Source organism: Variovorax sp. 05L425, assembly GCF_056397705.1.
This window is the reverse complement of the sequence record NZ_JBFTNY010000009.1, coordinates 44,077-66,779: the sequence shown is the minus strand read 5'-3', so window position 1 is coordinate 66,779 and position 22,703 is coordinate 44,077. Positions and strand designations below refer to the sequence as shown.

General features: G+C 64.0%; 27 protein-coding genes. 13 read left to right on the top strand and 14 right to left on the bottom strand.

From position 1 onward, the window contains the following. The 6 genes from AC1DN9_RS12465 to AC1DN9_RS12440 form a co-directional block, all read right to left on the bottom strand. Positions 1 to 1,239 (bottom strand): SMI1/KNR4 family protein, encoded by a 1,239-nt coding sequence (locus AC1DN9_RS12465; protein WP_478100526.1) that lies wholly within the window; start codon positions 1,237 to 1,239, stop codon positions 1 to 3. A gap of 47 nt (positions 1,240 to 1,286) precedes the next feature. Further along, positions 1,287 to 2,123, bottom strand: a complete 837-nt coding sequence (gene kynA, locus AC1DN9_RS12460; protein WP_478100524.1) for a tryptophan 2,3-dioxygenase — start codon at positions 2,121 to 2,123, stop codon at positions 1,287 to 1,289. 9 nt (positions 2,124 to 2,132) lie between these two features. Then, positions 2,133 to 3,431: a kynureninase gene (gene kynU, locus AC1DN9_RS12455; protein ID WP_478100522.1), complete on the bottom strand. Its 1,299-nt coding sequence runs from the start codon at positions 3,429 to 3,431 to the stop codon at positions 2,133 to 2,135. Beyond that, positions 3,428 to 4,069 carry an arylformamidase gene (gene kynB / locus AC1DN9_RS12450; protein ID WP_478100520.1) on the bottom strand — a complete coding sequence of 214 codons (642 nt, stop codon included), beginning with the start codon at positions 4,067 to 4,069 and terminating at the stop codon, positions 3,428 to 3,430. Before kynB ends, kynU begins: the two co-directional genes overlap by 4 nt. A gap of 316 nt (positions 4,070 to 4,385) precedes the next feature. Further along, positions 4,386 to 5,312, bottom strand: a complete 927-nt coding sequence (argF, locus tag AC1DN9_RS12445; RefSeq protein ID WP_478100518.1) for an ornithine carbamoyltransferase — start codon at positions 5,310 to 5,312, stop codon at positions 4,386 to 4,388. After that, positions 5,309 to 6,514 (bottom strand): acetylornithine/succinylornithine family transaminase, encoded by a 1,206-nt coding sequence (locus tag AC1DN9_RS12440; protein ID WP_478100516.1) that lies wholly within the window; start codon positions 6,512 to 6,514, stop codon positions 5,309 to 5,311. The genes argF and AC1DN9_RS12440 overlap by 4 nt, the downstream gene beginning before the upstream one ends. 163 nt (positions 6,515 to 6,677) lie before the next feature. Between AC1DN9_RS12440 and AC1DN9_RS12435 the strand changes: the two genes are divergently transcribed. Beyond that, on the top strand, positions 6,678 to 7,028 hold the full coding sequence (locus AC1DN9_RS12435) for a DUF3579 domain-containing protein (RefSeq protein ID WP_478100760.1): 351 nt from the start codon (positions 6,678 to 6,680) through the stop codon (positions 7,026 to 7,028). 118 nt (positions 7,029 to 7,146) lie between these two features. Here AC1DN9_RS12435 and rpsT read toward each other — a convergent pair whose 3' ends face one another. Continuing rightward, positions 7,147 to 7,461, bottom strand: coding sequence for a 30S ribosomal protein S20 (rpsT, locus tag AC1DN9_RS12430; protein WP_478100514.1), 315 nt, complete (start codon positions 7,459 to 7,461; stop codon positions 7,147 to 7,149). Positions 7,462 to 7,578: 117 nt separating this feature from the next. Here rpsT and murJ point away from each other — a divergent pair, with 117 nt between their 5' ends. The 3 genes from murJ to AC1DN9_RS12415 are packed head-to-tail and all read left to right on the top strand — an operon-like array spanning position 7,579 to position 10,459. After that, on the top strand, positions 7,579 to 9,144 hold the full coding sequence (gene murJ / locus AC1DN9_RS12425) for a murein biosynthesis integral membrane protein MurJ (protein WP_478100512.1): 1,566 nt from the start codon (positions 7,579 to 7,581) through the stop codon (positions 9,142 to 9,144). A gap of 44 nt (positions 9,145 to 9,188) precedes the next feature. After that, positions 9,189 to 10,040: a SirB1 family protein gene (locus AC1DN9_RS12420; RefSeq protein WP_478100510.1), complete on the top strand. Its 852-nt coding sequence runs from the start codon at positions 9,189 to 9,191 to the stop codon at positions 10,038 to 10,040. After that, positions 10,040 to 10,459: a bleomycin resistance protein gene (locus AC1DN9_RS12415; RefSeq protein ID WP_478100508.1), complete on the top strand. Its 420-nt coding sequence runs from the start codon at positions 10,040 to 10,042 to the stop codon at positions 10,457 to 10,459. Before AC1DN9_RS12420 ends, AC1DN9_RS12415 begins: the two co-directional genes overlap by 1 nt. Here the strand turns inward: AC1DN9_RS12415 and AC1DN9_RS12410 are convergent. The 5 genes from AC1DN9_RS12410 to purM all read right to left on the bottom strand — a co-directional run bounded on the left by AC1DN9_RS12410 (position 10,456) and on the right by purM (position 14,628). Further along, positions 10,456 to 11,478 (bottom strand): GlxA family transcriptional regulator, encoded by a 1,023-nt coding sequence (locus AC1DN9_RS12410; RefSeq protein WP_478100506.1) that lies wholly within the window; start codon positions 11,476 to 11,478, stop codon positions 10,456 to 10,458. The two genes, AC1DN9_RS12415 and AC1DN9_RS12410, sit on opposite strands and share 4 nt — an antisense overlap. 70 nt (positions 11,479 to 11,548) lie before the next feature. Continuing rightward, positions 11,549 to 11,851 carry a DJ-1/PfpI family protein gene (locus tag AC1DN9_RS12405; RefSeq protein ID WP_478100504.1) on the bottom strand — a complete coding sequence of 101 codons (303 nt, stop codon included), beginning with the start codon at positions 11,849 to 11,851 and terminating at the stop codon, positions 11,549 to 11,551. Then, entirely contained in the window at positions 11,848 to 12,405 is a 558-nt protein-coding gene (locus AC1DN9_RS12400) for an isochorismatase family protein (protein ID WP_478100502.1), read from the bottom strand. The genes AC1DN9_RS12405 and AC1DN9_RS12400 overlap by 4 nt, the downstream gene beginning before the upstream one ends. A gap of 111 nt (positions 12,406 to 12,516) precedes the next feature. Continuing rightward, a complete protein-coding gene (locus AC1DN9_RS12395) occupies positions 12,517 to 13,572 on the bottom strand; it encodes an AI-2E family transporter (protein ID WP_478100500.1) in 1,056 nt (351 codons plus the stop codon). A gap of 15 nt (positions 13,573 to 13,587) precedes the next feature. Next, complete coding sequence (gene purM, locus AC1DN9_RS12390; RefSeq protein ID WP_478100499.1) at positions 13,588 to 14,628, bottom strand: phosphoribosylformylglycinamidine cyclo-ligase; 1,041 nt, start codon at positions 14,626 to 14,628, stop codon at positions 13,588 to 13,590. A gap of 268 nt (positions 14,629 to 14,896) precedes the next feature. Here purM and hda point away from each other — a divergent pair, with 268 nt between their 5' ends. The 5 genes from hda (at position 14,897) to AC1DN9_RS12365 (ending at position 19,415) form a co-directional block, all read left to right on the top strand. Beyond that, complete coding sequence (gene hda / locus AC1DN9_RS12385; RefSeq protein WP_478100497.1) at positions 14,897 to 15,583, top strand: DnaA regulatory inactivator Hda; 687 nt, start codon at positions 14,897 to 14,899, stop codon at positions 15,581 to 15,583. Positions 15,584 to 15,613: 30 nt separating this feature from the next. Then, positions 15,614 to 17,194 (top strand): polynucleotide adenylyltransferase PcnB, encoded by a 1,581-nt coding sequence (pcnB, locus tag AC1DN9_RS12380; protein ID WP_478100495.1) that lies wholly within the window; start codon positions 15,614 to 15,616, stop codon positions 17,192 to 17,194. Then, complete coding sequence (gene folK / locus AC1DN9_RS12375; protein WP_478100493.1) at positions 17,191 to 17,649, top strand: 2-amino-4-hydroxy-6-hydroxymethyldihydropteridine diphosphokinase; 459 nt, start codon at positions 17,191 to 17,193, stop codon at positions 17,647 to 17,649. The genes pcnB and folK overlap by 4 nt, the downstream gene beginning before the upstream one ends. A 95-nt stretch (positions 17,650 to 17,744) precedes the next feature. Further along, positions 17,745 to 18,389, top strand: a complete 645-nt coding sequence (locus AC1DN9_RS12370) for a DUF47 domain-containing protein (RefSeq protein ID WP_478100491.1) — start codon at positions 17,745 to 17,747, stop codon at positions 18,387 to 18,389. Between the two features lie 15 nt (positions 18,390 to 18,404). After that, a complete protein-coding gene (locus tag AC1DN9_RS12365; RefSeq protein WP_478100489.1) occupies positions 18,405 to 19,415 on the top strand; it encodes an inorganic phosphate transporter in 1,011 nt (336 codons plus the stop codon). Positions 19,416 to 19,425: 10 nt separating this feature from the next. Here the strand turns inward: AC1DN9_RS12365 and AC1DN9_RS12360 are convergent, their stop codons facing one another. Together AC1DN9_RS12360 and AC1DN9_RS12355 are read right to left on the bottom strand one after the other, a co-directional pair. After that, on the bottom strand, positions 19,426 to 19,878 hold the full coding sequence (locus AC1DN9_RS12360; RefSeq protein WP_478100487.1) for a TM2 domain-containing protein: 453 nt from the start codon (positions 19,876 to 19,878) through the stop codon (positions 19,426 to 19,428). Further along, positions 19,875 to 20,399 carry an N-acetyltransferase family protein gene (locus AC1DN9_RS12355; protein ID WP_478100485.1) on the bottom strand — a complete coding sequence of 175 codons (525 nt, stop codon included), beginning with the start codon at positions 20,397 to 20,399 and terminating at the stop codon, positions 19,875 to 19,877. The genes AC1DN9_RS12360 and AC1DN9_RS12355 overlap by 4 nt, the downstream gene beginning before the upstream one ends. 166 nt (positions 20,400 to 20,565) lie before the next feature. On the opposite strand from AC1DN9_RS12355, the gene rpsP reads away from it, so the two are divergent. The 4 genes from rpsP (at position 20,566) to rplS (ending at position 22,634) form a co-directional block, all read left to right on the top strand. Next, positions 20,566 to 20,829 carry a 30S ribosomal protein S16 gene (gene rpsP / locus AC1DN9_RS12350; protein ID WP_478100483.1) on the top strand — a complete coding sequence of 88 codons (264 nt, stop codon included), beginning with the start codon at positions 20,566 to 20,568 and terminating at the stop codon, positions 20,827 to 20,829. A 14-nt stretch (positions 20,830 to 20,843) separates the two neighbouring features. Further along, on the top strand, positions 20,844 to 21,398 hold the full coding sequence (gene rimM, locus AC1DN9_RS12345) for a ribosome maturation factor RimM (RefSeq protein ID WP_478100481.1): 555 nt from the start codon (positions 20,844 to 20,846) through the stop codon (positions 21,396 to 21,398). Between the two features lie 21 nt (positions 21,399 to 21,419). Further along, positions 21,420 to 22,166 (top strand): tRNA (guanosine(37)-N1)-methyltransferase TrmD, encoded by a 747-nt coding sequence (gene trmD / locus AC1DN9_RS12340; RefSeq protein WP_478100479.1) that lies wholly within the window; start codon positions 21,420 to 21,422, stop codon positions 22,164 to 22,166. A gap of 87 nt (positions 22,167 to 22,253) precedes the next feature. Further along, positions 22,254 to 22,634: a 50S ribosomal protein L19 gene (gene rplS / locus AC1DN9_RS12335; RefSeq protein WP_478100477.1), complete on the top strand. Its 381-nt coding sequence runs from the start codon at positions 22,254 to 22,256 to the stop codon at positions 22,632 to 22,634. Positions 22,635 to 22,703: the final 69 nt, after the last annotated feature.

Here is a 22,703-nt window from a genome sequence, read left to right as displayed (position 1 = left end):
TCAGAGGCTGAAGCTCTGCAGGTGGTCTACGCGCTTTGCGAGACCGACGGGCCCCAGGTAGTGGGTCAGCCTCCCGGCGTGGACCTCGACCAGCGACGATTCGAGTTCTGCGAGCATTCCGTCCCTGACGGTGGCGTATGCGGTCGGAAGGTCGTCATGCTGCCGCCCATAGGCGTCGGCGATCAGGCGCGCGGCCGCGGGTGCGCCGCAGGCCACGCACTCGGCGATGGCCGTGGCAGTGGGCTCGGCGCCGCGCGAGAGCAGCAGGTCGACGAGTTCCGGTGACACAGCGCTGTCGATGTAGTCCAGCGCGTCGTGCGCCACAGGCGCACCGGCACGCACGAGGGCCGCCGCCGCCGCGTGCGCGCCGTGGCTGAGCGCCAAGTCGGTTGCGATCGCGCTGCCGGCCAACGGTCCGTCGAGCGCAACGCCTGAGGCGGCCAGCTTTTCGACCAGCGTTGCGTCGTCCGTGGCGACCGCATGCCGTAGTGCGATGCGCGAGAGCGCGCCGTTTTGGCCCAGCGTACCGTCGGCGAGCGCGGATCGCCAGTCGACCATCGCCTGTCGATAGAAGGCGATCAGCTTGTCCATCAATTCGATGGACAGGCCGTGGTCCTCGTGCCTTTCGTCAAGGTATTCGATGAGCGTCTGCCCGGTGAAATATTCGCCTGCCGGCTTGAGCGGATCTTCGTCGAGATGCAGCGCCTCGAAGGCCGCGCACAGATCGTGGGCCACGGTTGTCATCCCGTCTTCGTGCATCTCATGCGCCCAGGCCGAAGGGAGTCCTTGCTTCCAGGCGAGGACATGGCCGTAGTCGGCGCCTGATTCGACCACCGCATAGACACGGTCGCAGTATTCGAAGCCGCCGAAAGGCAGCAGGGTCAGTTTGCCGTCCCAGGCGTCGGCGCTTTCGGCGGCGGCTTCCTTGGCACCCGCGAGTTCATGGTCGATCCAGCCTTGCAGGTCGTGGTAGGTGTCGCTGCCGTTCCAGAAGAGTTCATTCCAGTTGAAGGACTCCTCGTTGCCGTTCATATGCAGATGGAGGTCGTAGTCGAGGCGGCCGCCAGCCGTCGCGCGCCAGAGCGAAAGGATGTCTGGTGGAAGCGGCCCGGCGCAGACCGCCTGCACGGCGGCGATCTGCTCGGCGGACATCGGCGGTTGCGCGTCGAAGATCACGCGCTTGGCAAAGAGAACGATGCCGTGTGCACGCAATTGAGCGAGTTCGTCGTCACTGAACATGGGTCACCTCCATTTTCTTGTCTCCGTCATGGGGTGCTCCCCCTCGGTCACAGATCCGTTCGCAGCTTCCAGATTTCGGGGAAGAGCACAACGTCGAGCATCTTGCGCAGATAGCTTACGCCGCCGGTGCCACCTGTGCCACGTTTGAAGCCGATGACGCGCTCAACCGTCGTCACGTGGCGGAAACGCCAAAGGCGGAAGGCGTCCTCGAGATCGGTGAGTTCCTCGCCGAGCTGGTAGAGCTCCCAGTGATTCTTCGGGTCGCGGTATACCTTGAGCCAGGCTTGCTCGACGCCGTCGCTCGCCTCGTAGGGGCGCGACCAGTCGCGTTCGAGGTGATCCGCTGGCACGTCGATGCCGCGGCGTGCCAGCAGGCGCAGCGCCTCGTCGTAGAGGGACGGCGAGCGCCAGGCCTGCTCAACCTCGGCCAGCAGGTCGGCGCGGTGCTCGTGCGGCTTGAGCATGGCGGCGTTCTTGTTGCCGAGCGCGAACTCGATGCACCGGTACTGCCAGCTCTGGAAGCCGCTGGAGCTCCCGAGGTAGGGACGCATCGCGCTGTACTCGGGTGGCGTCATGGTCGCCAGCACATCCCATGCATGCACCAGCTGCTCCATGATGCGCGACACGCGCGCCAGCATCTTGAAGGCGCTCGACAGATCGTCTCCCGCGATACAGCGGATCGCCGCGCGAAGCTCATGCAGCATGAGCTTCATCCATAGCTCGCTTGTCTGGTGTTGGATGATGAAGAGCAGTTCATCGTGCGCCGGCGATCGCGGGTGCTGGGATGTCAGGATCGCGTCCAGGCTCAGATAGTCGGTGTAGCTCATCGACCCGCTGAAATCGAGCTGCGCCTTTTCGTCGTGGACGATTTTTTCGGTACTCATCGTAATTCCTCAGGTCACGGCCTGTTTTTGATTGAACTCGGGGCGTTTCCATTCCTCGCGCTCGAGCACCTGGACGAGGTGCTCGACCGCATCCCACACTTCCTCGAACCGGAGATACAGCGGCGTGAACCCGAAGCGCAGGATGTCGGGCATCTGCGCGTCTCCGGCACGGAAGTCGCCGATCACGCCGCGCGCAATCAGTGCTTGGACCATCGCGTAGGCGCCCGGGCCGCCGTCGCGAAGTGCGAGGCAGACCTGGGAGCCGCGCAGGTCGTGATCGCGCGGGGTCACGAGCGTGAATTTGCCGGGGCAGCGTGCTTCCACGAGCGCGATGAAGGTGTCGGTCAGCGCCAGCGACTTTCGGCGCAACGCCGCCATGCTGCCCTGGCCGTCCGCCAACGCGTCTGCTGCGAGCACCGTGTCGAGGCCGCATTCGAGGGCAGCCAGCGCAACGATGGGCTGGGTGCCGCAGAGATAGCGCGCCACGCCCGGCGCGGGGCGATAGTGCGGCGTGAACTCGAAGGGCGCCGCGTGCCCCCACCAGCCCGAAAGCGGTTGTTGGAACTGGCCGGCGTGCCGGGTGTGCACCCAGACGAAGGCCGGCGCGCCGGGACCGCCGTTCAGGTACTTGTAGCCACAGCCGATCGCGTAGTCGGCATTGCTGTCGTTCAGTGCCACCGGCACCGCGCCCGCGCTGTGCGCGAGGTCCCACACCGTGAGTGCGCCGGCTGCGTGGGCCGCGGCGGTGACTGCCTTCATGTCATGCATCGCGCCGGTGCGGTAGTTGACATGGGTGAGCATCAGGACTGCAACCTCGTCCGTGAGCGCGGCGGGCAGATCGCTCACGTCGATCAGTCGGAGCGTGAAGTCGCGCTCGCGGCACATCGATTCGGCGATGTAGAGGTCGGTCGGAAAGTTGCTGCGCTCGCTGAGAACGATGCGACGCTTGCCTTTGTCGCCGGCTGCCGCCTGGCTGACTTGACTGAGGGCGGCGAAGAGCACCTTGTAGAGATTGATCGACGTGCTGTCGGTGCAGACAACTTCGCCGGGCGCCGCGCCGATCAGCCGAGCCACCTTGTCCCCCAGTCGCTGCGGCAGGTCGAACCAGCCGGCACTGTTCCATGATCGGATGAGCCCCTCGCCCCATTCCTGGGCGATCACGGCGGCGATGCGCGCGGGGACGGCCTTGGGCAGCACGCCCAGCGAGTTGCCGTCGAGATAGATCACGCCCTCGGGCAGGGAGAACTGGTCGCGCAGGATAGCGAGAGTGTCCTGGGCATCGAGTTGGCGGCAGTCGTCGAGTGTCATGGCTGGCTTGGGTGAAGTTCGCGCAGAACCGCGCGAACAGGAGAGGCATCCGCGCTCACGAACTTGAGCGGCAGGGCGATGAGTTCGTAGTCGCCTTCGGGAACGTCGTCGAGGACGAGGTTTTCGAGCACACGAAGGCCGAGGCGGCGAATGACCTGATGGCTTTCGAGCGTCTTGCTCTCGGCCGGGTCAATGCTCGCGGTGTCGATGCCGATCAGTTTCACGCCCATCGCGGCGAGGCGCTCGATGGTGGCGGGGGCATAGGCCGCGAGGGCACCGTCCCAAGCGGTTGGTGCACGTTCGTAGGTACGCACCAGCACGCGCGGTGGCAGACCTTCGACAGCATGCGCAAGATGCCGCCATTCGATCAACGGCCCGCATCCGATGGCATGAATCACCCGGCAAGGGCCCAGATACGGGAAGAGGTCGACGTTGCCGATCGTGGCGCCGGCGGGGTCGTAGTGAAGTGGCGCGTCGGCATGGGCGCCGACGTGCGGCGACAACGTGATCTCGCTGACATTCACCGGGCAGCCCGGTGAAATGGTGGCGGCCCAGCGCTGCCGATAGGGCGTGTCGCCCGGAAATACTGGCGCGCCTTCATGCACCGGCGGCGAAATATCCCAGAGTTTTTGGTTCATGGCGCGAAGTTAGCGCCGCGAATGGGGTCGTGGTGTCGTTTTAAAACAACTCGCCCCCAGGTTGGGCTCACTTCGTGTAGCCCGCCCACCCCCTACCGGGGGCAACACCAGCGGCCCGGCAAAGCCGGTTCCGCGGTGTTTCACCAACGGGCTTGGCTTCGCCGGCCGGTGAATACCGGCGTTGCGCTTTGTCTTCGGCTGCGCGTAGCGCGCCTGTTCGTGGGTAGCCGTGGAACCGGCTCCGCCGGGCCACGGGCTGCGCCCCCGGCAGGGGGTGGGCGCCCCGACACGAAGTGCGGGGCAACCTGGGGGCGAGCTAGACCCTCCCGAGGAGGAGGTACTCCATGAGGGCTTTCTGGACGTGCATCCGGTTCTCGGCCTCGTCCCAGACGACCGATTGCGGTCCATCGATCACATCGGCCTCGACTTCCTCGCCACGGTGTGCTGGCAGGCAGTGCATGAACAGAGCGTCGGGTTGCGCCTCGCGCATCATTTCCGCATCGACGCACCAATCGGCAAAGGCCGCGCGGCGAGCTTCGTTTTCGGCTTCGTAGCCCATGCTGGTCCAGACGTCGGTGGTCACGAGGTCGGCGCCGCGGCAGGCTTCCATGGGGTCCTTGAACACCTTGTAGCTCTCCGAGGAGCGGATTCCCGCGATCGACTGGTCGACCTCATAGCCGCTCGGCGTGCTCACATGGACCGTGAAGCCCAGGATCTCGCTGGCCTGCAGCCACGTATTGGCCATGTTGTTGCCGTCACCGACCCAGGCCACCGTCTTGCCCGCGATCGAGCCGCGGTGCTCGATGTAGGTGAAGATGTCCGCGAGGATTTGGCAAGGGTGGAATTCGTTGGTCAGCCCGTTGATCACCGGCACGCGCGAATGCGCGGCGAAGGACTCGATCTTGGTCTGCTCGAAGGTGCGGATCATCACCAGGTCGACCATGCGGCTAATGACCTTGGCGCTGTCCTCGATGGGCTCGGCACGGCCCAGTTGGCTATCGCCTGTGGTGAGATGCACCACGCTGCCGCCCAGTTGGTACATGCCGGCCTCGAAGCTCACGCGCGTGCGGGTCGAGGCCTTCTCGAAGATCATGGCCAGCGTTCGGTCGACCAGCGGCTGGTGCTTTTCGTAAGCCTTGAACTTCTTCTTGATCAGTGCGGCGCGCGCCAGCACGTACGCATACTCGTCTGCGGTGAAATCCGAAAACTGCAGGTAGTGTCTGATGGTCGGCTGGGCTGTCATGGCAGAGGCTCCGCGAGAAAGGTTTTCACCAGCGGCGCCAGGATCGCGACGATCTCGTCCGCTTCGGCAATGCTGAGGATCAGCGGCGGCACGAGGCGGATCACGCTGTCGGCCGTCACGCTCAGGAGCAGACCTGCGTCACAGGCGCGGTTGAGGATGACGCCGCAGGGCCTGTCGAGTTCGATGCCGAGCATCAGTCCTTGGCCGCGGATCTCCGTCACGCCGGGCACGGTGCCCAGTTCGCGCTCCAGCGCGCCTTTCAGGTGCGACCCGACGTTGGCTGCGTTATCCAGGAGCTTCTGCTCTTCCATGATGCGGATCGTCTCGATGCCGGCGCGCATGGCGAGCGGATTGCCGCCGAAGGTCGTGCCATGATTGCCCGGCCCGAAAATGTGGGCGGCGCGTGGTCCCGCAACGACGGCGCCGATCGGCACGCCCGAACCCAGGCCCTTGGCAAGCGGCATCACGTCCGGCTTGATGCCGGCCCACTGATGAGCAAACCACTTGCCCGTGCGCCCCATGCCGCACTGCACCTCGTCGATCATCATGAGCCAGTCGCGCTCGTCGCAGAGCTGGCGGACCTGGCGCAGGTATTCCCAGCGCATGGGATGGATACCGCCTTCGCCCTGGATGGTCTCGAAGAACACGGCCACGACGTTCGGGTTGCCTTCGGTGGCTTTCTTGAGCGCATCGAAATCATTGAGCGGAACGCGAATGAAGCCCTCAACCAGCGGGCCGAAGCCCTTTTGCACCTTGGGATTGCCCGTGGCGGACAGCGTGGCGATGCTGCGGCCATGGAACGCGGCCTCGTAAACCACGATTTCGGGCCTTTCGATGCCTTTGTCGTGGCCAAACTTGCGCGCCAGCTTCAGCGCAGCCTCGTTGGCCTCCAGGCCCGTACAGCAGAAAAAGGCGTTGGTCAGTCCCGAGAGTTCGGTCAGCTTGGCTGCGAGCTGCTCCTGGCCGGGCACGTAGTAGTAATTGGAGCTGTGGATCAGCTTGGCGATCTGGTCCTGCAGCGCGGGCACCAGTTCGGGATGGTTGTGACCCAGGGTATTGACCGCGATACCGCCCAGGCCGTCGAGGTACGCACGCCCCTCGGTGTCCCAGACTCGGCATCCCTGACCGTGCGACAGCGCGATCGGCAGGCGCCCGTAGGTGTTCATGACGTGGGGCGAGGAGGGGGCGGCAGTGGCGCTCATGCGTATCTCCGGAAAAGGGAACGCGGATTCTAGGCGTCCAGTTTGACGGCTTCAGTGAGGATTGCTCATCACAGCAATGCCCCTGTGCATGTCGCCCAAGGGACCCCCGGATAGAATCGTTGTGCGGCGCAGCACGAGCCCGTGCATTCACTCTCGCCAACCGATGGTTTCTCCCAACGCCAAAGAAGTTTTCATCCAGGGCATCACTCGAGATGGCCGGACATTTCGCCCGAGTGACTGGGCGGAACGCTTGGCGGGCGTGATGTGCTCGTTCCGTCCCGGTGGCCCCCAACCGGGAAGCCACCTGAACTATTCGCCCTGGTGTGTCCCAACCGTCATCAACGGCGTGAAGTGCGTCGTCGTCAATCGCGAACTGCGCGACGCCGAACCCATGGCCTGGGATTTCTGTCTCAATTTCGCCAAGGACAACGACTTGCAAGTCGCCGAAGCCTGCCTGGTACCGGATTCCCTGCCTGTGGCCGTCGCGAGGCCTGTCGCAGTCGATAAGAAATAGAAGCGTTCAAGGGAGCGCCCATGAAAAAACCGCCCGAAGGCGGTTTTTTACTTTGCTGCAGCGCACCCCGATCAAACGGCGGACCAGCGAACCAGTCCGGGCTGTTTGCCTGAAAGCGTCAGGCGGCGGCCTTTTCAGGGGCGAGGGCCAGGTTCTTGACCTTGGCCGCGAGGCGGCTCTTGTCGCGAGCAGCCTTGTTCTTGTGGAAGATGCCCTTGTCGGCGACGGTGTCGACGACGCTCTGGGCCTTCGCGAAGAGTTCTGCCGCCTTGGTTTTGTCGCCGGCCAGGACGGCCTTTTCGACGTTCTTCACGGCGGTGCGGTATTTGGAACGCAGCGAGGTGTTCGCGGCGTTGAGCTTGACGTCCTGGCGGACGCGTTTACGGCCCGACGCGAGGCGCGGGTTCTTTTTCTTGGGCTTGGTGGATGCCACGGTGATATTCCTTGAGTGTCTGGGGATGATGCAGCAAAGCCCTCCATTATAGGCGAGGCGTTCAGACCCGTCCTATTCCATCCGGAGAACACGGGCAGGCACATACACTTCTGCCCCGTGTCCCTGTTCAAATCCGCCTCTACCGTCTCGTTGTTGACGCTCGCTTCCCGGGTGACCGGCCTCATCCGCGACGTCCTCATGACTTCAGTATTTGGCGTCAGCGCGATGACTGACGCCTTCTACGTCGCTTTCCGGATCCCGAATCTGTTCCGGCGGGTGTTCGGGGAGGGCGCCTTCAGCCAGGCCTTTGTCCCCGTTCTGGCGGCCTGCAAGACCGAGCGGGGCGACGAAGGAGCGAAAAATCTGGTCGACCATGTGGCGACCCTGCTGACCTGGACGCTCGTAGTCGTCTGCGTGCTCGGCGTGATCGGGGCGCCTCTCATGGTGTGGGCCATGGCCAGTGGCCTGAAGCAGACCGCCCACGGCTTTGACGCCGCGGTCGTCATGACGCGGTGGATGTTCCCGTACATCGGCTTCATGTCGCTGGTCGCATTGGCGGGCGGTGTGCTCAATACCTGGCGCAAGTTTGCGGTTCCCGCAGCTTCGCCGGTGCTGCTGAATGTGGCGCTGATCCTGTCGATCGTCGTTGGCGCGCCCTTGTTTAGCCGGCACGGCATCGAGCCGATCTACGCCCAGTGCGTCGGCGTGATGGTCGGCGGCGCGTTGCAGCTCGCGCTCCAGATTCCCGCATTGCGCGGCCTCGGCATGATGCCGCGGATCGGCGCCAGCGCCAGCGCGATTCGTGCTTCGTGGAATGACCCGACGACACGGAAAATCACCAAGCTGATGCTCCCTGCGCTGATCGGTGTCAGCGTGGCGCAGATTTCGTTGCTCATCAATACGCAGATCGCGTCGCACCTCGCGACTGGCAGCGTCACCTGGGTCACCAATGCCGATCGCCTGATGGAGTTTCCCACCGCCATGCTGGGCGTGGCCCTTGGCGTGGTTCTGATGCCGCAGCTCGCTGGCGCCCGTGCCGCCAAGGACGACGCGCGCTATTCGTCGATGCTGGATTGGGGTCTGCGCCTGGTGGTCCTGCTGTCGGCGCCGTGCGCGCTGGCGTTGCTGGTTTTCTCGCAGCCGCTGGTTGCCGTGCTCTTCCACAACGGTGCATTCGGCGAAACCGATGTCCAGCGTACGACTGTCGCGCTCATGGGCTATGGCGTCGGCCTGATGGGCCTGGTAGCGATCAAGGTCCTGGCGCCCGGTTACTACGCGAAGCATGACATGCGCACGCCGATGTTGATCGCGGTCAGTGTGCTGGTCCTCACACAGGCTCTGAACTTCTTGCTGGTGCCGGTGCTGCAGCACGCGGCGCTCACCCTCACGATCGGCATTGGAGCGCTCGTCAATGCGGTCTGGCTGCTGATCGGATTGATCCGGCGCGGCAGTTACAAACCCGAGCCGGGCTGGGGCAAGTTCCTATTGCAGGTTTTGATCGGCACGGCGGTGCTCTCCGCCCTGCTGATCTGGGGTGCGCAGCATTTCGATTGGATCGGTATGCGTTCGGAGCGTCTGCAACGCATCGGGCTGCTGGCGGCGTTGATTGCGGGCGGCGCCGTGCTCTATTTCGCGGTTCTCGCGGTCGTCGGCGTCAAGCTGCGCAGTTTCGCGCGGCACTGAACGGCACGCCTTGACGGTCCCCGCCCGCTCCTCTACAAAGCCACATGACGTTCAGCTTCTCGGCGCCCACCGCTCTCGAGTATTTCGATTCGCTTGTCAAGAGCGATGAAGAATTTCCATTGCTCGAGGCGGCAGCAAGCCTGGCCCAGGACGAATATCCGGAACTCGACGTGCAGCAGGTGCTCGGCGACGTTGATCAACTCCTCGCGCGTCTCAAGCGTCGACTGCCGGCTGATGCGGCGCCGCTCCAACGGTTACGGGCGCTCAACCAGTTCTTTTTTCATGACCTGAACTTCGGCGGCAACGTCAACGACTACTACGACCCCGACAACAGCTTTCTCAATGCCGTGCTGCGAACCCGGCGCGGCATTCCGATTTCGCTCGCGGTCCTGTGGATGGAGCTTGCACACGGCCTTGGCCTGCAGGCGCGCGGCGTCGGATTCCCTGGGCATTTCATGCTCAAGGTCACTTTGCCGAAAGGGCAGGTGGTCATCGATCCCTTCACCGGAAAGTCTCTTTCCCGCGAGGAGCTCAGCGAACGGCTCGAACCCTACAAGCGCAGCAACGGGCTGGTCGGCGACTTCGATGTGCCGTTGGGACTTTACCTTCAGCCCGCAACGCCGCGCGAAATCATCGGACGAATGCTGCGCAACCTGAAGGAAATCCATCACGCCCAGGAGGACTGGCAGCGCGCGATCGCGGTGCAAGACCGGCTGATCGCGCTGCTTCCCGAGGCTTGGGCCGAACACCGGGATCGGGGGCTGGCACATGCCGAGCAGGGCAATTGCGCGCAGGCCGTGCGCGACCTCGAGACGTATCTCGCGCACGCCGAAGATGCGCTCGATATCGACGCCATCGCCGAACGTGTCGCCGCATTGCGACGCGCGGAGAGCTGATGGAATCCACACCGCCCGTTGCGGCTGATCTGGGCACGCTGCACGAATTTCACGGCATCCAGCCGGTGCTTCCGGTGGCCGATGCGGCGCGCGCGGCCCGCTATTTCCGCGACGTGCTCGGCTTCGAACTCGACTTCATCGCCGGCGAACCGCCAAGCTATGCGAGAGTGAAAAAGGGTGATCGAAGCTACGGCGACCCGGTGTACATCCGCCTTTGGCAATGCGGCCGGCGTGAAGCTTCGCCGTGGCGCGGCGAGATCGTGATCCATGTAGGGCGCGATGTCGACGGATTGCATGCCGCCTATGTGAGGCGCGGCGTCGTGGTTCTGGAGCCGCCAACCTCTCAGCCTTGGGGTTTGCGCGAATTTGCGATCCGCGAGCCCGACGGGCATGTCCTGCGCTTCTGCGGATACCTTTAGTTCGCCGCAGAGCGGCTTGCGCGGAATTTGCCGGACGAGGGCGACGAATCCTGTCGCCCGAACTGCCGCCATGCGCGGCGCAACTGCGTATCGGAACCGAATCCCGAGATTTCCGCGGCACGCGTGACGTTGGCACCTGACTGGAGTGCCAGTTGCGCCGTAGCAAGGCGCAGGCGCCGCAGGTATTCGAGCGGCGCCACGCCGGCATGCTCCACGAACAGCCGGGTCAAGTGACGCGGAGAGGTGCGCGCAACATCGGCCATGCGGGGCACGGACCAGTCGGCCTGGGGTTGTGCGCTGACAGCATCCTGCACGCGATGCAGCGCGGGATGCAAATGATTGCGATAAGCCAGGAAGGGCGAGAGCTCGGGGTCGTTCGGCCCGCGCCGCAGCGCGACGACCATTGTTTGCGCGACCCTTGCCGCGAGCGGTTCGCCGCAGGTCTCGGCAATGCGGTGAATCATCAGATCGATACCGGTCGTTTCGCCCGCGCTGCTGTAGATCGGCGGGTCCAGCACGAAAACGCGATTGGCTACGACGTCGCAACGAGACTCGACCTGTTGCAGTTCATCGAGGTGATGGTGGTGGGTGGTAGCCCGCCGGGCCGCCAACAGGCCGGCATGGGCAGCCAGCAAGGCGCCAGCGCACACCGTGACGACTTCCAGTTGTCCGCGTTCGAGGCGCAAGCCGCGCAGCCAGTGCAGAAGGGCCCGCGCCGGGTCGTTGTCGACAGCGATCGTTTCGCCGGGCGAGCCGACGAGGACCACCCAGGATGGACCGTTCCAGTCCGAAGGCAGCGGCTGCAGGCCCGTCAGGGTAATGCCGGCCGAACTCGCCGAGGTCGACTGTGGACTTGCAAACACCAATTCAAATCGCGGCGACTGCCCCCCGGACACGAGCAGCTGATTCGCGATCCGGAGCGCTTCCGCCGGACCGGCCCAGTCGAGCACCAGGCTTTGAGGCAGCAGCGCGAAGACAACGCGGATCGGCGTTTCGCCCGTCAGTCGAGCCGGGTCCATGCGAAATCCATCTGTCTTGCTGTCCGCTGTGCCAGCGGCTCGCCGGCGAGGCGTGCGACGAGGTGCAGGCTCATGTCGTCGCGCTGCATTGCATCGCGACATCGACCACGCCGCCGGGCACGATCAACACATCCGGATTCGGCGCGTCGTCGAAACTGTGACCGGGCAGCACGCAAAGCCCCGCTCGCATGCGGATCGGCCCCCTGGAACGTGCGACGCAAGTCACCTCGAAAAGAGGCGGACTGGCTGGCGTGTCTCGCTGCTGCATTCGGCTGGCTGTGGTGAAGACCTCGTAGGGCCCCGCCAGGTCCAGCGCCTCTACGTCGTCGAACGCGAGGATTGCGACGCGCAAGCTTCGAGGGATGGGACTCATGCCAGCCGCGCCAGCGCCTGATCTACGCCACAGATCGTGGCGAACCGGCCTTCGAGCACCGTGGCTGTGCGCATCTTGATGTCGGCCGCCGGTAGCGTCTTGCCATCGGGCTGAATCATGTCGAAGGTCAGCGTGGCATCGAGAACGTAGTCGACCTGCCAGCCCAGGTCCGAGGCGTGGCGCGCCGTCGTTTCGCAGCATTGCTCGGTGCGGATGCCGCTGATCACGATGCGATCCATGCGATTCCGGGTCAGCCAGACGTCGAGTCCGGTGCCGACAAGTGCGCTGTGGCGGCCCTTGGTGAATGTGGCCGCGGGCTCGAAGGCAGCCAGGCCTTCGATGGGCCGCACCTGCCCGGATTCCAGCGCGAAGGGGTTGTCTGAAACGGCTGGCCCATCGCTATGGAGGACCCGCACGATGGGCGCCCCGACCGCAGCGAAGCCCGCGATCAACGCATTCTGGGCCGCCAGATAGGGTGCCAGACTGCGATCGTCGAAATACGGGCGATGGCGAAAGGATTCCTGCGCATCGATCACTATGAGACAGGTCTTCATGGGCGGCGACTTTCGAATGTCGGTGGATGATGCGACCGATTTTCCAGCAATGGAAGGCGATCAACCATCCCGAGTCGGACTGGAATCGATCAATTCAGGACATTGGATGCCCTAGACGAGCCTGGCCGCCTTCAGTTCTTTCTTGAGATAGGCGTAAAACAGCGGAGCCGCCACCAGACCCGCTGGACCAAAAACCGCTTCGGCCACGAACATGACGGCCAGCAACTCCCAGACCGACATTTGCGTGCGGCTTCCGACCACCTTGGCGTTGATAAGGTATTCGGCCTTGTGGATCAGGATCAGGAACGCAAGGCAAGCCAGCGCCACGAACGGCGAAACCGAAAGCCCCACCAGCGTGATGACGGTGTTGCAGATGAGATTGCCGACGATCGGCACCAGCCCGGCGACGAAGGTGAGGGTGATGAGCGCCGGGGTGTAGGGCAACTCCATCTTCCAAAGCGGTAGCAGGAACAGCAGAAATATGGCCGTGAGGAAGGTATTGAAGGCCGCAATCCAGAACTGCGCGGCGACGATCTGTCCGAACGCTTCGCCGAACAGGACGATGCGATGTCTGAGTTGCCGGGCCAGCGGGCGGTTCGAAGGAGGTTGATTGGCAATGGCGGCCAATGAGCCGACGATCAGGCCGACGTACGCGAACAGCACGCCGCCCAGCCACGCACGACCGGTCAGCGCGAGCGAGCCGGCTTGGGCGCGCAGGTAGCCGGCGATGACACGTTGCACCTCCGCAGAGCCTTCAGGGAGATAGGCGGCGATGGCGGGCAACTTGAGCCGCAACTCCAGCACCGTGCGGGCGATGAAGTCGAGAAGTTCCTGGTATTGCTCAGGCGCGTTCAGAACGAATTCTCGAGCCTCCGCGAACCCGAGCGTCAGCAGGCCGATCGGCGCCAGCATCACCAAGGTCGCCGCGGCAACACGGGGAAACTGCGGGGTCATGGACCAAGCCGGATCGTTCGCACTCAGTCGTCGGGAGCCTCGAAGTGTTGCGTCCAGCAGGCGGGCGATCCATCGAGTGCCCAGGAAGCCGATGCAGACGCACAGCAGGCCGGGCAGCAAGCCCTGCCACATGACCAACAGCAGGGCCCCGGCAATCAGCAGGTAGCTGGACGCGATCAGCGCGCGCGAAGGGACGGGTGTGGACTCGCTCACGCGGCGCAGGGTTGCTCAGGCGACGACGACGGGCGCGCCGGACCCACGCTCGGCGATCACGCCGATCTCGTGCACGGTCTCGCCTTCCGAGCGCAGCGTCGCCGCGCAGGCTACGGCCTCGGCAGCGTCGATCACGACCACCATGCCGATGCCGTTGTTGAAGGTGCGGTTCATCTCGATGTCGTCGATGCCGGCGACTTTCTGCAGCCAGGCGAAGAGTTCGCTCTGCGGCCAGCTGCCCTTGCGAAGGTGGGCGGCGGTGCCCTCGGGCAGCACGCGGGGGATGTTCTCGAGCAGGCCGCCGCCCGTGATGTGCGCCAGCGCCTTGATCGGATGCTTGGCGAGCGCTGCCAGCACCGGCTTCACGTAGAGCCGCGTCGGCGCCATGACAGCCTCGCGGAACGGCTTGCCGTCGAGCGTAGCGGGCAGCGCGTTGCCCGCGCGTTCGATGACCTTGCGCACCAGACTGAAGCCATTGGAGTGCACGCCGGCCGATGCCAGACCCAGCACCACATCGCCCGGCTTCACGTTCTGGCCGGTGAGGATCAGCGATTTCTCGACCGCGCCGACAGCGAATCCTGCGAGGTCGTACTCACCAGCGGGATACATGCCGGGCATTTCAGCCGTCTCGCCACCGATCAAGGCGCAGCCGCTGAGTTCGCAGCCGCGGGCGATGCCGCCGACCACTGCAGCCGCCGTGTCGACGTCAAGCTTGCCGCAGGCGAAATAGTCGAGGAAGAAGAGGGGCTCAGCCCCCTGGACGAGCACGTCGTTCACGCTCATCGCCACGAGATCGATGCCGACGGTGTCGTGCATGTTCCATTCGAAGGCGAGCTTGAGCTTGGTGCCCACGCCGTCGGTGCCGCTCACGAGGACAGGCTCCTTGTAGCGCTTGGGCACTTCGAACAGGGCGCCGAAGCCGCCGATGCCGGCCAGCACGCCTTCGCGCATCGTCTTCCTGGCGAGCGGCTTGATGCGGTCGACCAGCGCATCGCCGGCGTCGATGTCGACGCCGGCATCCTTGTAGCTGAGCGGAGAGGAGGAGTTGGAGTTCATGGGCTGGGCCGGGCTGAGGGAGGGGAGGCGGAAGGAAGAGGAGAATGACGCCGGCGACCGATGCGGTCGGGCCGATAGAATTCGCCACGATTTTAAGGGCGCTCATTGACCCTCTCCCGGGCTGGTCACTCCGTGTCTCCGTGTATTTGCGCCACCCCTCCCGGAAAGGGGTGGGCGCCTTCCGGCAGTCGCGCGGCGCTCTGCCCTGTCCTATGAATCTTTTTTTCGCGTCCTACGCGCCACCTCAACCGCTCGCGGCAGTCGCGGCATGAAGCAGCTCGCGCTCGACATCGGCATCGCGACCGGTCCGACGCTGGCCGGCTTCTTCGCCGGGCCGAACGAACCGGCGTTGCGGCATTTGACGCTATGGGTGGGCGACGCGCACGTCCCGACGCTCCATTCGCCGGTGCCGACTTATCTGTGGGGCGACAGCGGCAGTGGCAAGACACACCTGCTCGAAGCCGTCCGGGCAGCGTTGAAGGACCAGGGCGCCAGCGCCGGCTGGCTCCATGCGGGCGTGACCGATCCTCCCGAATTTGACGAGCGTTGGGGCGCGGTGGTGCTGGATGAAGTGCATCTCTACACAGCGGTGCAGCAGCACGCGGCGTTCAACTGGTTCGTCAACGCGCAGAGCCTCCAGCGTGGCGTCGTGGCGGCCGGTGCAGTGCCGCCGGCCGACCTGCCCTTGCGCGAGGATCTGCGCACGCGCCTCGGCTGGGGCCATGTGTTCCACTTGCAGGTCCTGAGCGAAGCTGAGCGTCGTGCCGTACTGCGGAAGGCCGCGGACAGCCGCGGCGTGATGTTGTCGGACGAAGTGCTCGACTACATGCTGCATCGGTTCAGCCGAGACCTCGGAAGCCTGATGGAACTGCTCACGCAGCTCGACGGCTACGCCCTGCAAACCCAGCGCGCGATCACGATTCCGTTGATCCGGTCGATGCTCGAAAATGAATGAGGCGCTTCGCGCGCCGAACCCTTCCTTCCAATGATCAAGAAATTCATCGACAAACTCCTCGGCAAATCCGGCGGCGGCTCATCCACCGGCAAGGCCCGTTTCGGCAAGCGCCAGGAGGTGGCCGCCTCGGTGCACGGCATCGATCCGGCCCTCGTCGATGAGCGGGCCAAGAACGTCGTCACGACCCTTCAGGAAGCCGGTTTCGAGGCCTACGTGGTCGGCGGAGCGGTTCGCGACCTGCTGCTGGGCTTGCGGCCGAAGGACTTCGATGTCGCGACCAATGCCACGCCCGAGCAGGTCAAGAGCCTGTTCCGTCGCGCTTTCATCATCGGGCGGCGGTTTCGTATCGTGCACGTGGTGTACGGCCGCGGCCGCGAGCACGAAGTGATCGAGGTCTCGACCTTCCGCGCCTACATGGACAGCGCGGGCGCCGAGCAGGTAGCGGGCAACGAGCGCACCAGCAAGGGCGAACTCGCCGGCATGAAGCACGCCGTGGACGCCAGCGGCCGCGTGTTGCGTGACAACGTCTGGGGCCCGCAGGAAGAAGACGCTGCACGGCGCGATTTCACCGTCAACGCGATGTACTACGACCCGGCCAGCCAGATCGTGGTCGACTATCACAATGGCATCAAGGACGCGAAGAAGCTCACGCTGCGCATGATCGGCGATCCGATCACGCGCTACCGCGAGGACCCGGTGCGCATCATTCGTGCGATTCGCTTCTCCGCCAAGCTGGCCGCGCTCGGCTTCAAGCTCGAACCCAAGTCCGCCGCGCCGCTCGTCGAGTCGAGCCGCCTCCTGGCGGACGTGCCCCAAAGCCGCTTGTTCGATGAAATGCTCAAGTTGCTGCAAACGGGGCATGCGGTCGCGACCATCGCGCAGCTTCGTGCGCTCGACCTTTCGACAGGCATCTATCCGCTGCTCGACGTGGTTGTGGAACGCGCCGACCAGCCATTCGTGAAAGCGGCGTTGCAGGACACCGATCGCCGTGTGGGCGAAGGCAAGCCCGTGGCGCCGAGCTTCCTGCTCGCATGCGTGCTTTGGGCCGACGTCCGCGACGGCTGGGCGCAGCGTCAGCAGGGCCGGCATGGGCAGCGTCCTCAACCGCCATTCCCCGCCTTGCAGGACGCGATCGACGATGTCTTCAATGCGCGCATCGGTGACGTCTCAGGACGTGGCAAGCTCGCCGCCGACATGCGCGAAATCTGGATGATGCAGCCGCGCTTCGACAAGCGCATCGGCGCCACGCCGTACAGCCTGGTCGAGCAGGCTCGATTTCGTGCGGCATTCGACTTCATGCGGCTGCGCGCAGACATTGGCGAAGTCGGCGAAGCGATCGCCGAGTGGTGGCAGGAGTTCAGCACGGCCGATGACCTGCGGCGGCAGGACCTGATGGACCAGGTCCGCGACGAGCACCACAAGAAGACTCGGCAGCGCGTTCCCGCGCGAACGCCAGGCGGCACGGGCCCCGGACGGCAAGCGGCTTCACCGGCTGCCGAAGTCGATTCCGCGTTACCGCCCGATGGCGAAGTTGCCACGGCGCCACGCAAGCGCCGGCGTCGGCGCTTGCCGCGCAGCGGTGGCGAAGCAGGCGGCGCAACCGTGGAATGAAAGGCCGCGCCTATGTCGCGATCGGCGCCAACCTTGGCGATGCGCGCGCGGCCGTGTTGCGCGCCATGTCGGACCTGGACGGGTTGCTCCAGACGCGGGTGACTGCACGCTCGTCGCTCTACAGGAGCGCGCCCGTCGATGCGTCGGGGCCGGACTTCATCAACGCCGTCGTTGAACTCGATACACGTTTGGAACCACAGGCCCTGTTGGAAGAACTCCACCGTCTCGAAGCCGGCGCGGGCCGTGAGCGACCGTTCCGGAATGCGCCGCGCACCCTCGATCTTGACTTGCTTTGCCATGGCGAGGTCGTCATGAATACAGCGACGCTCACGCTCCCCCATCCCCGGATGACGGAGCGTGCATTCGTTTTGTTGCCTCTGGCAGAAATCGCGCCGGTCCTTGTCACGGCGGCCCAGATCCAACGAGTCGCCGACCAGCAGATCGAACGCCTCTGACCCCTGCGCCCGGGCTGCCCAGTACACTTGCGCGGATTTTTTCACGATGGCGTCACACAAATGTGCTGTGGCGGCCGCGAACCCAGGAGACCGCCATGTTCGGCAAGCTGCTGCCCCGCGAGGGGAATTTTTTCGAGATGTTCAACCAGCATGCCGACCGCATTGTCGAAGCCGCGCGCGCATTCGAGCAACTCGTGGCGAACTACGGCGACCTGCACCTGCGCGAGCAATACAACCGTGACGTCGACAACGCCGAGCGCGCCGCCGACCGCGTCACGCACGATGTCAACCGGCTGATCCACAAGACCTTCATCACGCCGATCGACCGTGAGCAGATCCACAAGCTGATCAACACGATGGACGATGTGGCCGACCTGATCCAGGATTCCGCCGAGACCATGGCACTCTACGACGTTCGCCACATGACGGAAGAAATCACGCGCCTGACTGCGCTGAGTGTCAAGTGCTGCGAAAGGGTGAAGGACGCCGTGAAGTTCCTGGGCAGGATTACGGATCCGGCGACTGCTGAAGCCACACTCAAGACCTGCGAGGAAATCGATCGTCTCGAATCGGACGCCGACCGCGCGATGCGCAGCGCGATGAGCAAACTCTTCCGCGAAGAGCCCGATGTGCGCGAGGTCATCAAGCTCAAGGCCATCTACGAATTGCTCGAAACGATCACCGACAAGTGCGAAGACGTCGCCAACGTGATCGAGGGCATCGTCCTCGAAAATTCCTGAAACCGCGGGCTTCGAATGGCAACGGTTCAGGTCGCCCTCTGGGTGGTAGTGGTGCTGGTCGTTCTGGCCATCGCCTTCGATTTCATGAATGGATTCCACGACGCGGCGAACTCGATCGCCACAGTCGTTTCGACAGGTGTGCTCAAGCCAGGTCAGGCTGTGGTGTTTGCGGCTTTTTTCAACCTGATCGCGATCTTCGTGTTCCACCTGAGCGTGGCGGCAACGATCGGCAAAGGCATCGTGCAGCCGGGCGTCGTGGATGTGCACGTCGTCTTCGGCTCGCTGGTCGGCGCCATCAGCTGGAACCTCGTCACCTGGTACTACGGTATTCCCAGCAGCTCGTCGCACGCACTCATCGGCGGCATTGTGGGCGCAGTCATCGCCAAGGCAGGCTCAGGTGCGCTGATCGCCTCGGGCATCTGGAAGACCGTGGCATTCATCTTCGTTTCGCCGCTGCTCGGGTTCCTGCTCGGCTCGTTCATGATGATCGTGGTGGCCTGGGCGTTCAGGCGGTCCACGCCTTCGCGCGTGGACCGGTGGTTCAGGCGTTTGCAATTGATCTCGGCCGGTGCCTACAGTCTGGGTCACGGCGGCAATGACGCACAAAAGACCATCGGCATCATCTGGATGCTGTTGATCGCGACCGGCTACGCGGCCGCGGATGCCGAACTCCCGCCTACATGGACGATCGTGGCCTGCTATGCAGCCATTTCGCTAGGCACGATGTTCGGCGGCTGGCGCATCGTCAAGACCATGGGCCAGAAGATCACCAAGCTCAAGCCTGTCGGCGGCTTTTGCGCCGAAACCGGCGGAGCGCTGACGCTCTTCCTGGCGACCGCGCTCGGCATTCCGGTATCGACCACTCACACCATCACTGGCGCGATCGTCGGCGTGGGCTCGGCGCAGCGCGCCAGCGCGGTGCGTTGGGGCGTGGCCGGCAACATCGTCTGGGCCTGGATATTCACGATCCCGGCGGCGGCCTTTGTGGCGGCAATCGCTTACTGGATCGGTATCCAGGTGTTCTGAGGCTCGGGTCCTACTGCGAAATCTTTCTGCCTGCTTCGACCTCGTGCTCGAAGTAGCGCTGAAAACTGAATGCCAGACTCGCCATGAGGATGGTGCTCCCGAAAAGCAATGCCAGCACGACGGCTCCGATGGTGAGCCAGTTCGTGCCTCCGGTCGCAGGTGCCGAGTCGGTGGAAAGCTTCGCGTTGTAGCGAGCATTCCACTTTTCGGGCGTCATCAGGCCATACACGATGGCGGTCAGCGCACATCCGGAGATCGTGAATCCCAGCAGGGGGATCAGCAGCCAACTCCAGGCGTCGTCAAGGCCGTATGTCCGCACGCGCTCGACTCCGTACAGGCCGAGGGCTGTAGGAATCGGGAGCAGCCAACCCAGGATGCTCGATGGGCCGCGGAGATAGAAGCAATGCAGGCCCAAGGGGCCGCCCAGGAAGGCCAGCCACGCCGCCACCGTCTTGTTTTTCATTGCTCCGGCCTTGTTGAGCTGCCTTCACCCAGGACCTTTTCCATGAGCACGACATCCCGCCATTCGCCGAATTTCCACCCGCAGTCCTTCAAGACGCCAACATGGCTGAAGCCTTGCGCGCGATGCACGCCAATGGAGCCGGCATTGGCCGAGTCGCCGATGACCGCGATCAACTTGCGCACACCGACCGCTTCTGTCGCCTCACAGAGCGCCGCCAACAGCTTCGCGCCGAGGCCCTGGCCCCGCGCACTGTTTGCGAGGTAAATCGAGTCCTCGGCCGAAAAGCGATAGGCAGGACGTGGCTTGAACCAGTTGCAATAGGCGAAGCCCAGAATTTCGTCGTCTTGCTCCGCAACGAGGTAGGGAAGGTTCTTCGACAGGACATCGGCGCGTCGTGCGGCCATGTCGGCAGGACTCGGTGGCTCGGTTTCGAAGGTACCCGTCCCGTGCAGAACGTGATGCGCATAGATGGCGGTGATGGCGGCGACGTCTTCGTCGCAACTGGGGCGGATGGTCGTCATACAGCAACTCCCGGCAGGGCCGAGGTGTAGAAAAAAGTGGGTCCGGGCTATAATCGTGGGCTTTTCAGCGTGTCGCTGGCCGGGTGGCCATGTCGCGTGTCTCGACGCTGGAAGAACATTGTGGGCGGGCCCAGTCGGGTTCGTCGCACCACCCGAAGGATAAATCATGGTCGTTATTCGACTCTCCCGCGGCGGCTCCAAAGGTCGTCCGTTCTTCAACATCGTCGTGTCGGACAAGCGTGTCCGTCGCGATGGCCGATTCATCGAGCGCCTGGGTTTCTACAACCCGATCGCCAAGGAAAATGAAGAAAGCATCCGCATCGCTCAGGATCGCCTGACCTACTGGAAGAGCGTTGGCGCGCAAGCTTCGCCCACGGTCACCCGTCTGATCAAGCAAGCGGCCGCAGCCGTGCCCAAGGCAGCAGCCTAAGCCGCTGGCACGCGATGCTGCCCACCCTCGAGGCCGCCGACCTTCCGGCGGATGCAATCGAAGTGGCGCGCATCGTCGATGCCTGGGGCATCAAGGGCTGGTTCAAGGTTCTGCCCCACAGCGCCCAACCCGAGGCGCTTTTTTCATCCAAGCGCTGGTTCCTGCAGCCCCCGGGCGCTGCGGCTGGCCACGCATTCCGGCTCGCGATCCGCGAGGCCAAGGAACATTCCGATTGCATCGTCGCCTCGTCCACTGAGGTTCCGGACCGCAATGCGGCCGAAGCACTGCGCGGCGCGCGTGTTTTCGTACCTCGTTCAAGTTTTCCGACTGCCGGCGATGACGAGTACTACTGGGTCGATCTCATAGGGCTCGCCGTCGTGAATCGCGAAGGCATCGCACTAGGTAAGGTGCGCGAATTGCTCGCCACCGGCCCGCAGACCACGTTGGTCCTAGCTGCCGAAGAAGACGGCAAGCCGGTCGAGCGCATGGTTCCTTTTGTATCGGCCTTCGTCGACAAGGTGGACCTGGCGGGTCGGCTGATCACGGTCGACTGGCAGCCGGACTACTGACCGGTCCGGGTTGGCGCCGTCATGCGCTTCGACATCATCACTTTGTTCCCGGAGTTGTTCACGCCGCTTCTCTCGAGCGGCGTCACCCGTCGCGCCTACGAGTCGAAGCAGGTCGAGGTCGTCTTTTGGAATCCGCGTGACTTCGCCGAAGGGAACTACCGGCGCGTCGACGACCGGCCATTCGGCGGCGGACCTGGCATGGTCATGATGGCGCAGCCGTTGTCGGCTTGCCTGGATGCCGCCCTGTCATCGCGCGGCGCAGCAGCGCCAGTCATACTGTTCTCACCCATTGGTGAAACGTTGCGCCATGAAGCGGTCGAAAGCTGGTCGGTCGGCAATGGCGCAATTCTGGTCTGCGGTCGCTACGAGGGCATCGATCAGCGTTTCATCGATGCAAGGGTCACGCATCAGATCAGTCTGGGCGATTTCGTGCTGTCGGGCGGCGAGATTGCCGCCATGGCGCTTCTGGATGCCGTGGCCAGGTTGCAACCTGGTGTGCTGGGCGACGAGGCCAGCCACGTTCAGGACAGCTTCAATCCCGCCCTCGACGGATTGCTCGATTGCCCGCACTTCACTCGGCCCGAGTTGTGGAATGGGGAGGGAGTGCCAGCGGTCCTCATGTCGGGGCATCACCTTCAGATCGAACGTTGGCGCCGCGATCAGCGGCTGGCGATCACGCTTCAGAAACGTCCTGATCTCATCGATGCCGCACGGCGCGCGGGCCGCCTTAGCAAGTCGGATGAGATAGCCCTCCAAAAAAAGCTATAATCTTCGGTTCCCCGATCCTCTGCCCGGCCGCTCCTTCATCCGAAGGTGCCTTTTGTGTAGCGCGGACATGATCGACATCAGGAAATCATGAACCTCATCCAGACCCTCGAGCAGGAAGAAATCGCCCGTCTCGGCAAGAAGATCCCCGAATTCATGCCCGGTGACACGGTCATCGTCAGCGTGAACGTCGTCGAAGGCACCCGCAAGCGCGTACAGGCCTACGAAGGCGTCGTGATCGCCAAGCGCAATCGCGGCCTCAACAGCGGCTTTACCGTTCGCAAGATCTCCAGCGGCGAAGGCGTGGAGCGTACATTCCAGACCTACAGCCCGCTGATCGCCGGCATCGAAGTCAAGCGTCGCGGCGATGTGCGCCGTGCCAAGCTGTACTACCTCCGTGATCGCAGCGGCCGCTCGGCTCGCATCAAGGAAAAGTTGCCGGGCAAGTCGGCAGCCACGGCCGCCCAATAATAGGTAGACCATGTCATGCAAAAAGCCGCCGTTCGAGGCGGCTTTTTGCATTGGTCCACCGCTCGAGCG

Coding starts and splice junctions, on each gene's coding strand:
- AC1DN9_RS12465 (WP_478100526.1), bottom strand. CDS start 1,239: ATGTTCAGTGACGACGAACTCGCTCAATTGCGTGCACACGGCATCGTT.
- kynA (WP_478100524.1), bottom strand. CDS start 2,123: ATGAGTACCGAAAAAATCGTCCACGACGAAAAGGCGCAGCTCGATTTC.
- kynU (WP_478100522.1), bottom strand. CDS start 3,431: ATGACACTCGACGACTGCCGCCAACTCGATGCCCAGGACACTCTCGCT.
- kynB (WP_478100520.1), bottom strand. CDS start 4,069: ATGAACCAAAAACTCTGGGATATTTCGCCGCCGGTGCATGAAGGCGCG.
- argF (WP_478100518.1), bottom strand. CDS start 5,312: ATGACAGCCCAGCCGACCATCAGACACTACCTGCAGTTTTCGGATTTC.
- AC1DN9_RS12440 (WP_478100516.1), bottom strand. CDS start 6,514: ATGAGCGCCACTGCCGCCCCCTCCTCGCCCCACGTCATGAACACCTAC.
- AC1DN9_RS12435 (WP_478100760.1), top strand. CDS start 6,678: ATGGTTTCTCCCAACGCCAAAGAAGTTTTCATCCAGGGCATCACTCGA.
- AC1DN9_RS12420 (WP_478100510.1), top strand. CDS start 9,189: ATGACGTTCAGCTTCTCGGCGCCCACCGCTCTCGAGTATTTCGATTCG.
- AC1DN9_RS12415 (WP_478100508.1), top strand. CDS start 10,040: ATGGAATCCACACCGCCCGTTGCGGCTGATCTGGGCACGCTGCACGAA.
- AC1DN9_RS12410 (WP_478100506.1), bottom strand. CDS start 11,478: ATGGACCCGGCTCGACTGACGGGCGAAACGCCGATCCGCGTTGTCTTC.
- AC1DN9_RS12405 (WP_478100504.1), bottom strand. CDS start 11,851: ATGAGTCCCATCCCTCGAAGCTTGCGCGTCGCAATCCTCGCGTTCGAC.
- AC1DN9_RS12400 (WP_478100502.1), bottom strand. CDS start 12,405: ATGAAGACCTGTCTCATAGTGATCGATGCGCAGGAATCCTTTCGCCAT.
- purM (WP_478100499.1), bottom strand. CDS start 14,628: ATGAACTCCAACTCCTCCTCTCCGCTCAGCTACAAGGATGCCGGCGTC.
- hda (WP_478100497.1), top strand. CDS start 14,897: ATGAAGCAGCTCGCGCTCGACATCGGCATCGCGACCGGTCCGACGCTG.
- pcnB (WP_478100495.1), top strand. CDS start 15,614: ATGATCAAGAAATTCATCGACAAACTCCTCGGCAAATCCGGCGGCGGC.
- folK (WP_478100493.1), top strand. CDS start 17,191: ATGAAAGGCCGCGCCTATGTCGCGATCGGCGCCAACCTTGGCGATGCG.
- AC1DN9_RS12370 (WP_478100491.1), top strand. CDS start 17,745: ATGTTCGGCAAGCTGCTGCCCCGCGAGGGGAATTTTTTCGAGATGTTC.
- AC1DN9_RS12365 (WP_478100489.1), top strand. CDS start 18,405: ATGGCAACGGTTCAGGTCGCCCTCTGGGTGGTAGTGGTGCTGGTCGTT.
- AC1DN9_RS12360 (WP_478100487.1), bottom strand. CDS start 19,878: ATGAAAAACAAGACGGTGGCGGCGTGGCTGGCCTTCCTGGGCGGCCCC.
- AC1DN9_RS12355 (WP_478100485.1), bottom strand. CDS start 20,399: ATGACGACCATCCGCCCCAGTTGCGACGAAGACGTCGCCGCCATCACC.
- rpsP (WP_478100483.1), top strand. CDS start 20,566: ATGGTCGTTATTCGACTCTCCCGCGGCGGCTCCAAAGGTCGTCCGTTC.
- rimM (WP_478100481.1), top strand. CDS start 20,844: ATGCTGCCCACCCTCGAGGCCGCCGACCTTCCGGCGGATGCAATCGAA.
- trmD (WP_478100479.1), top strand. CDS start 21,420: ATGCGCTTCGACATCATCACTTTGTTCCCGGAGTTGTTCACGCCGCTT.
- rplS (WP_478100477.1), top strand. CDS start 22,254: ATGAACCTCATCCAGACCCTCGAGCAGGAAGAAATCGCCCGTCTCGGC.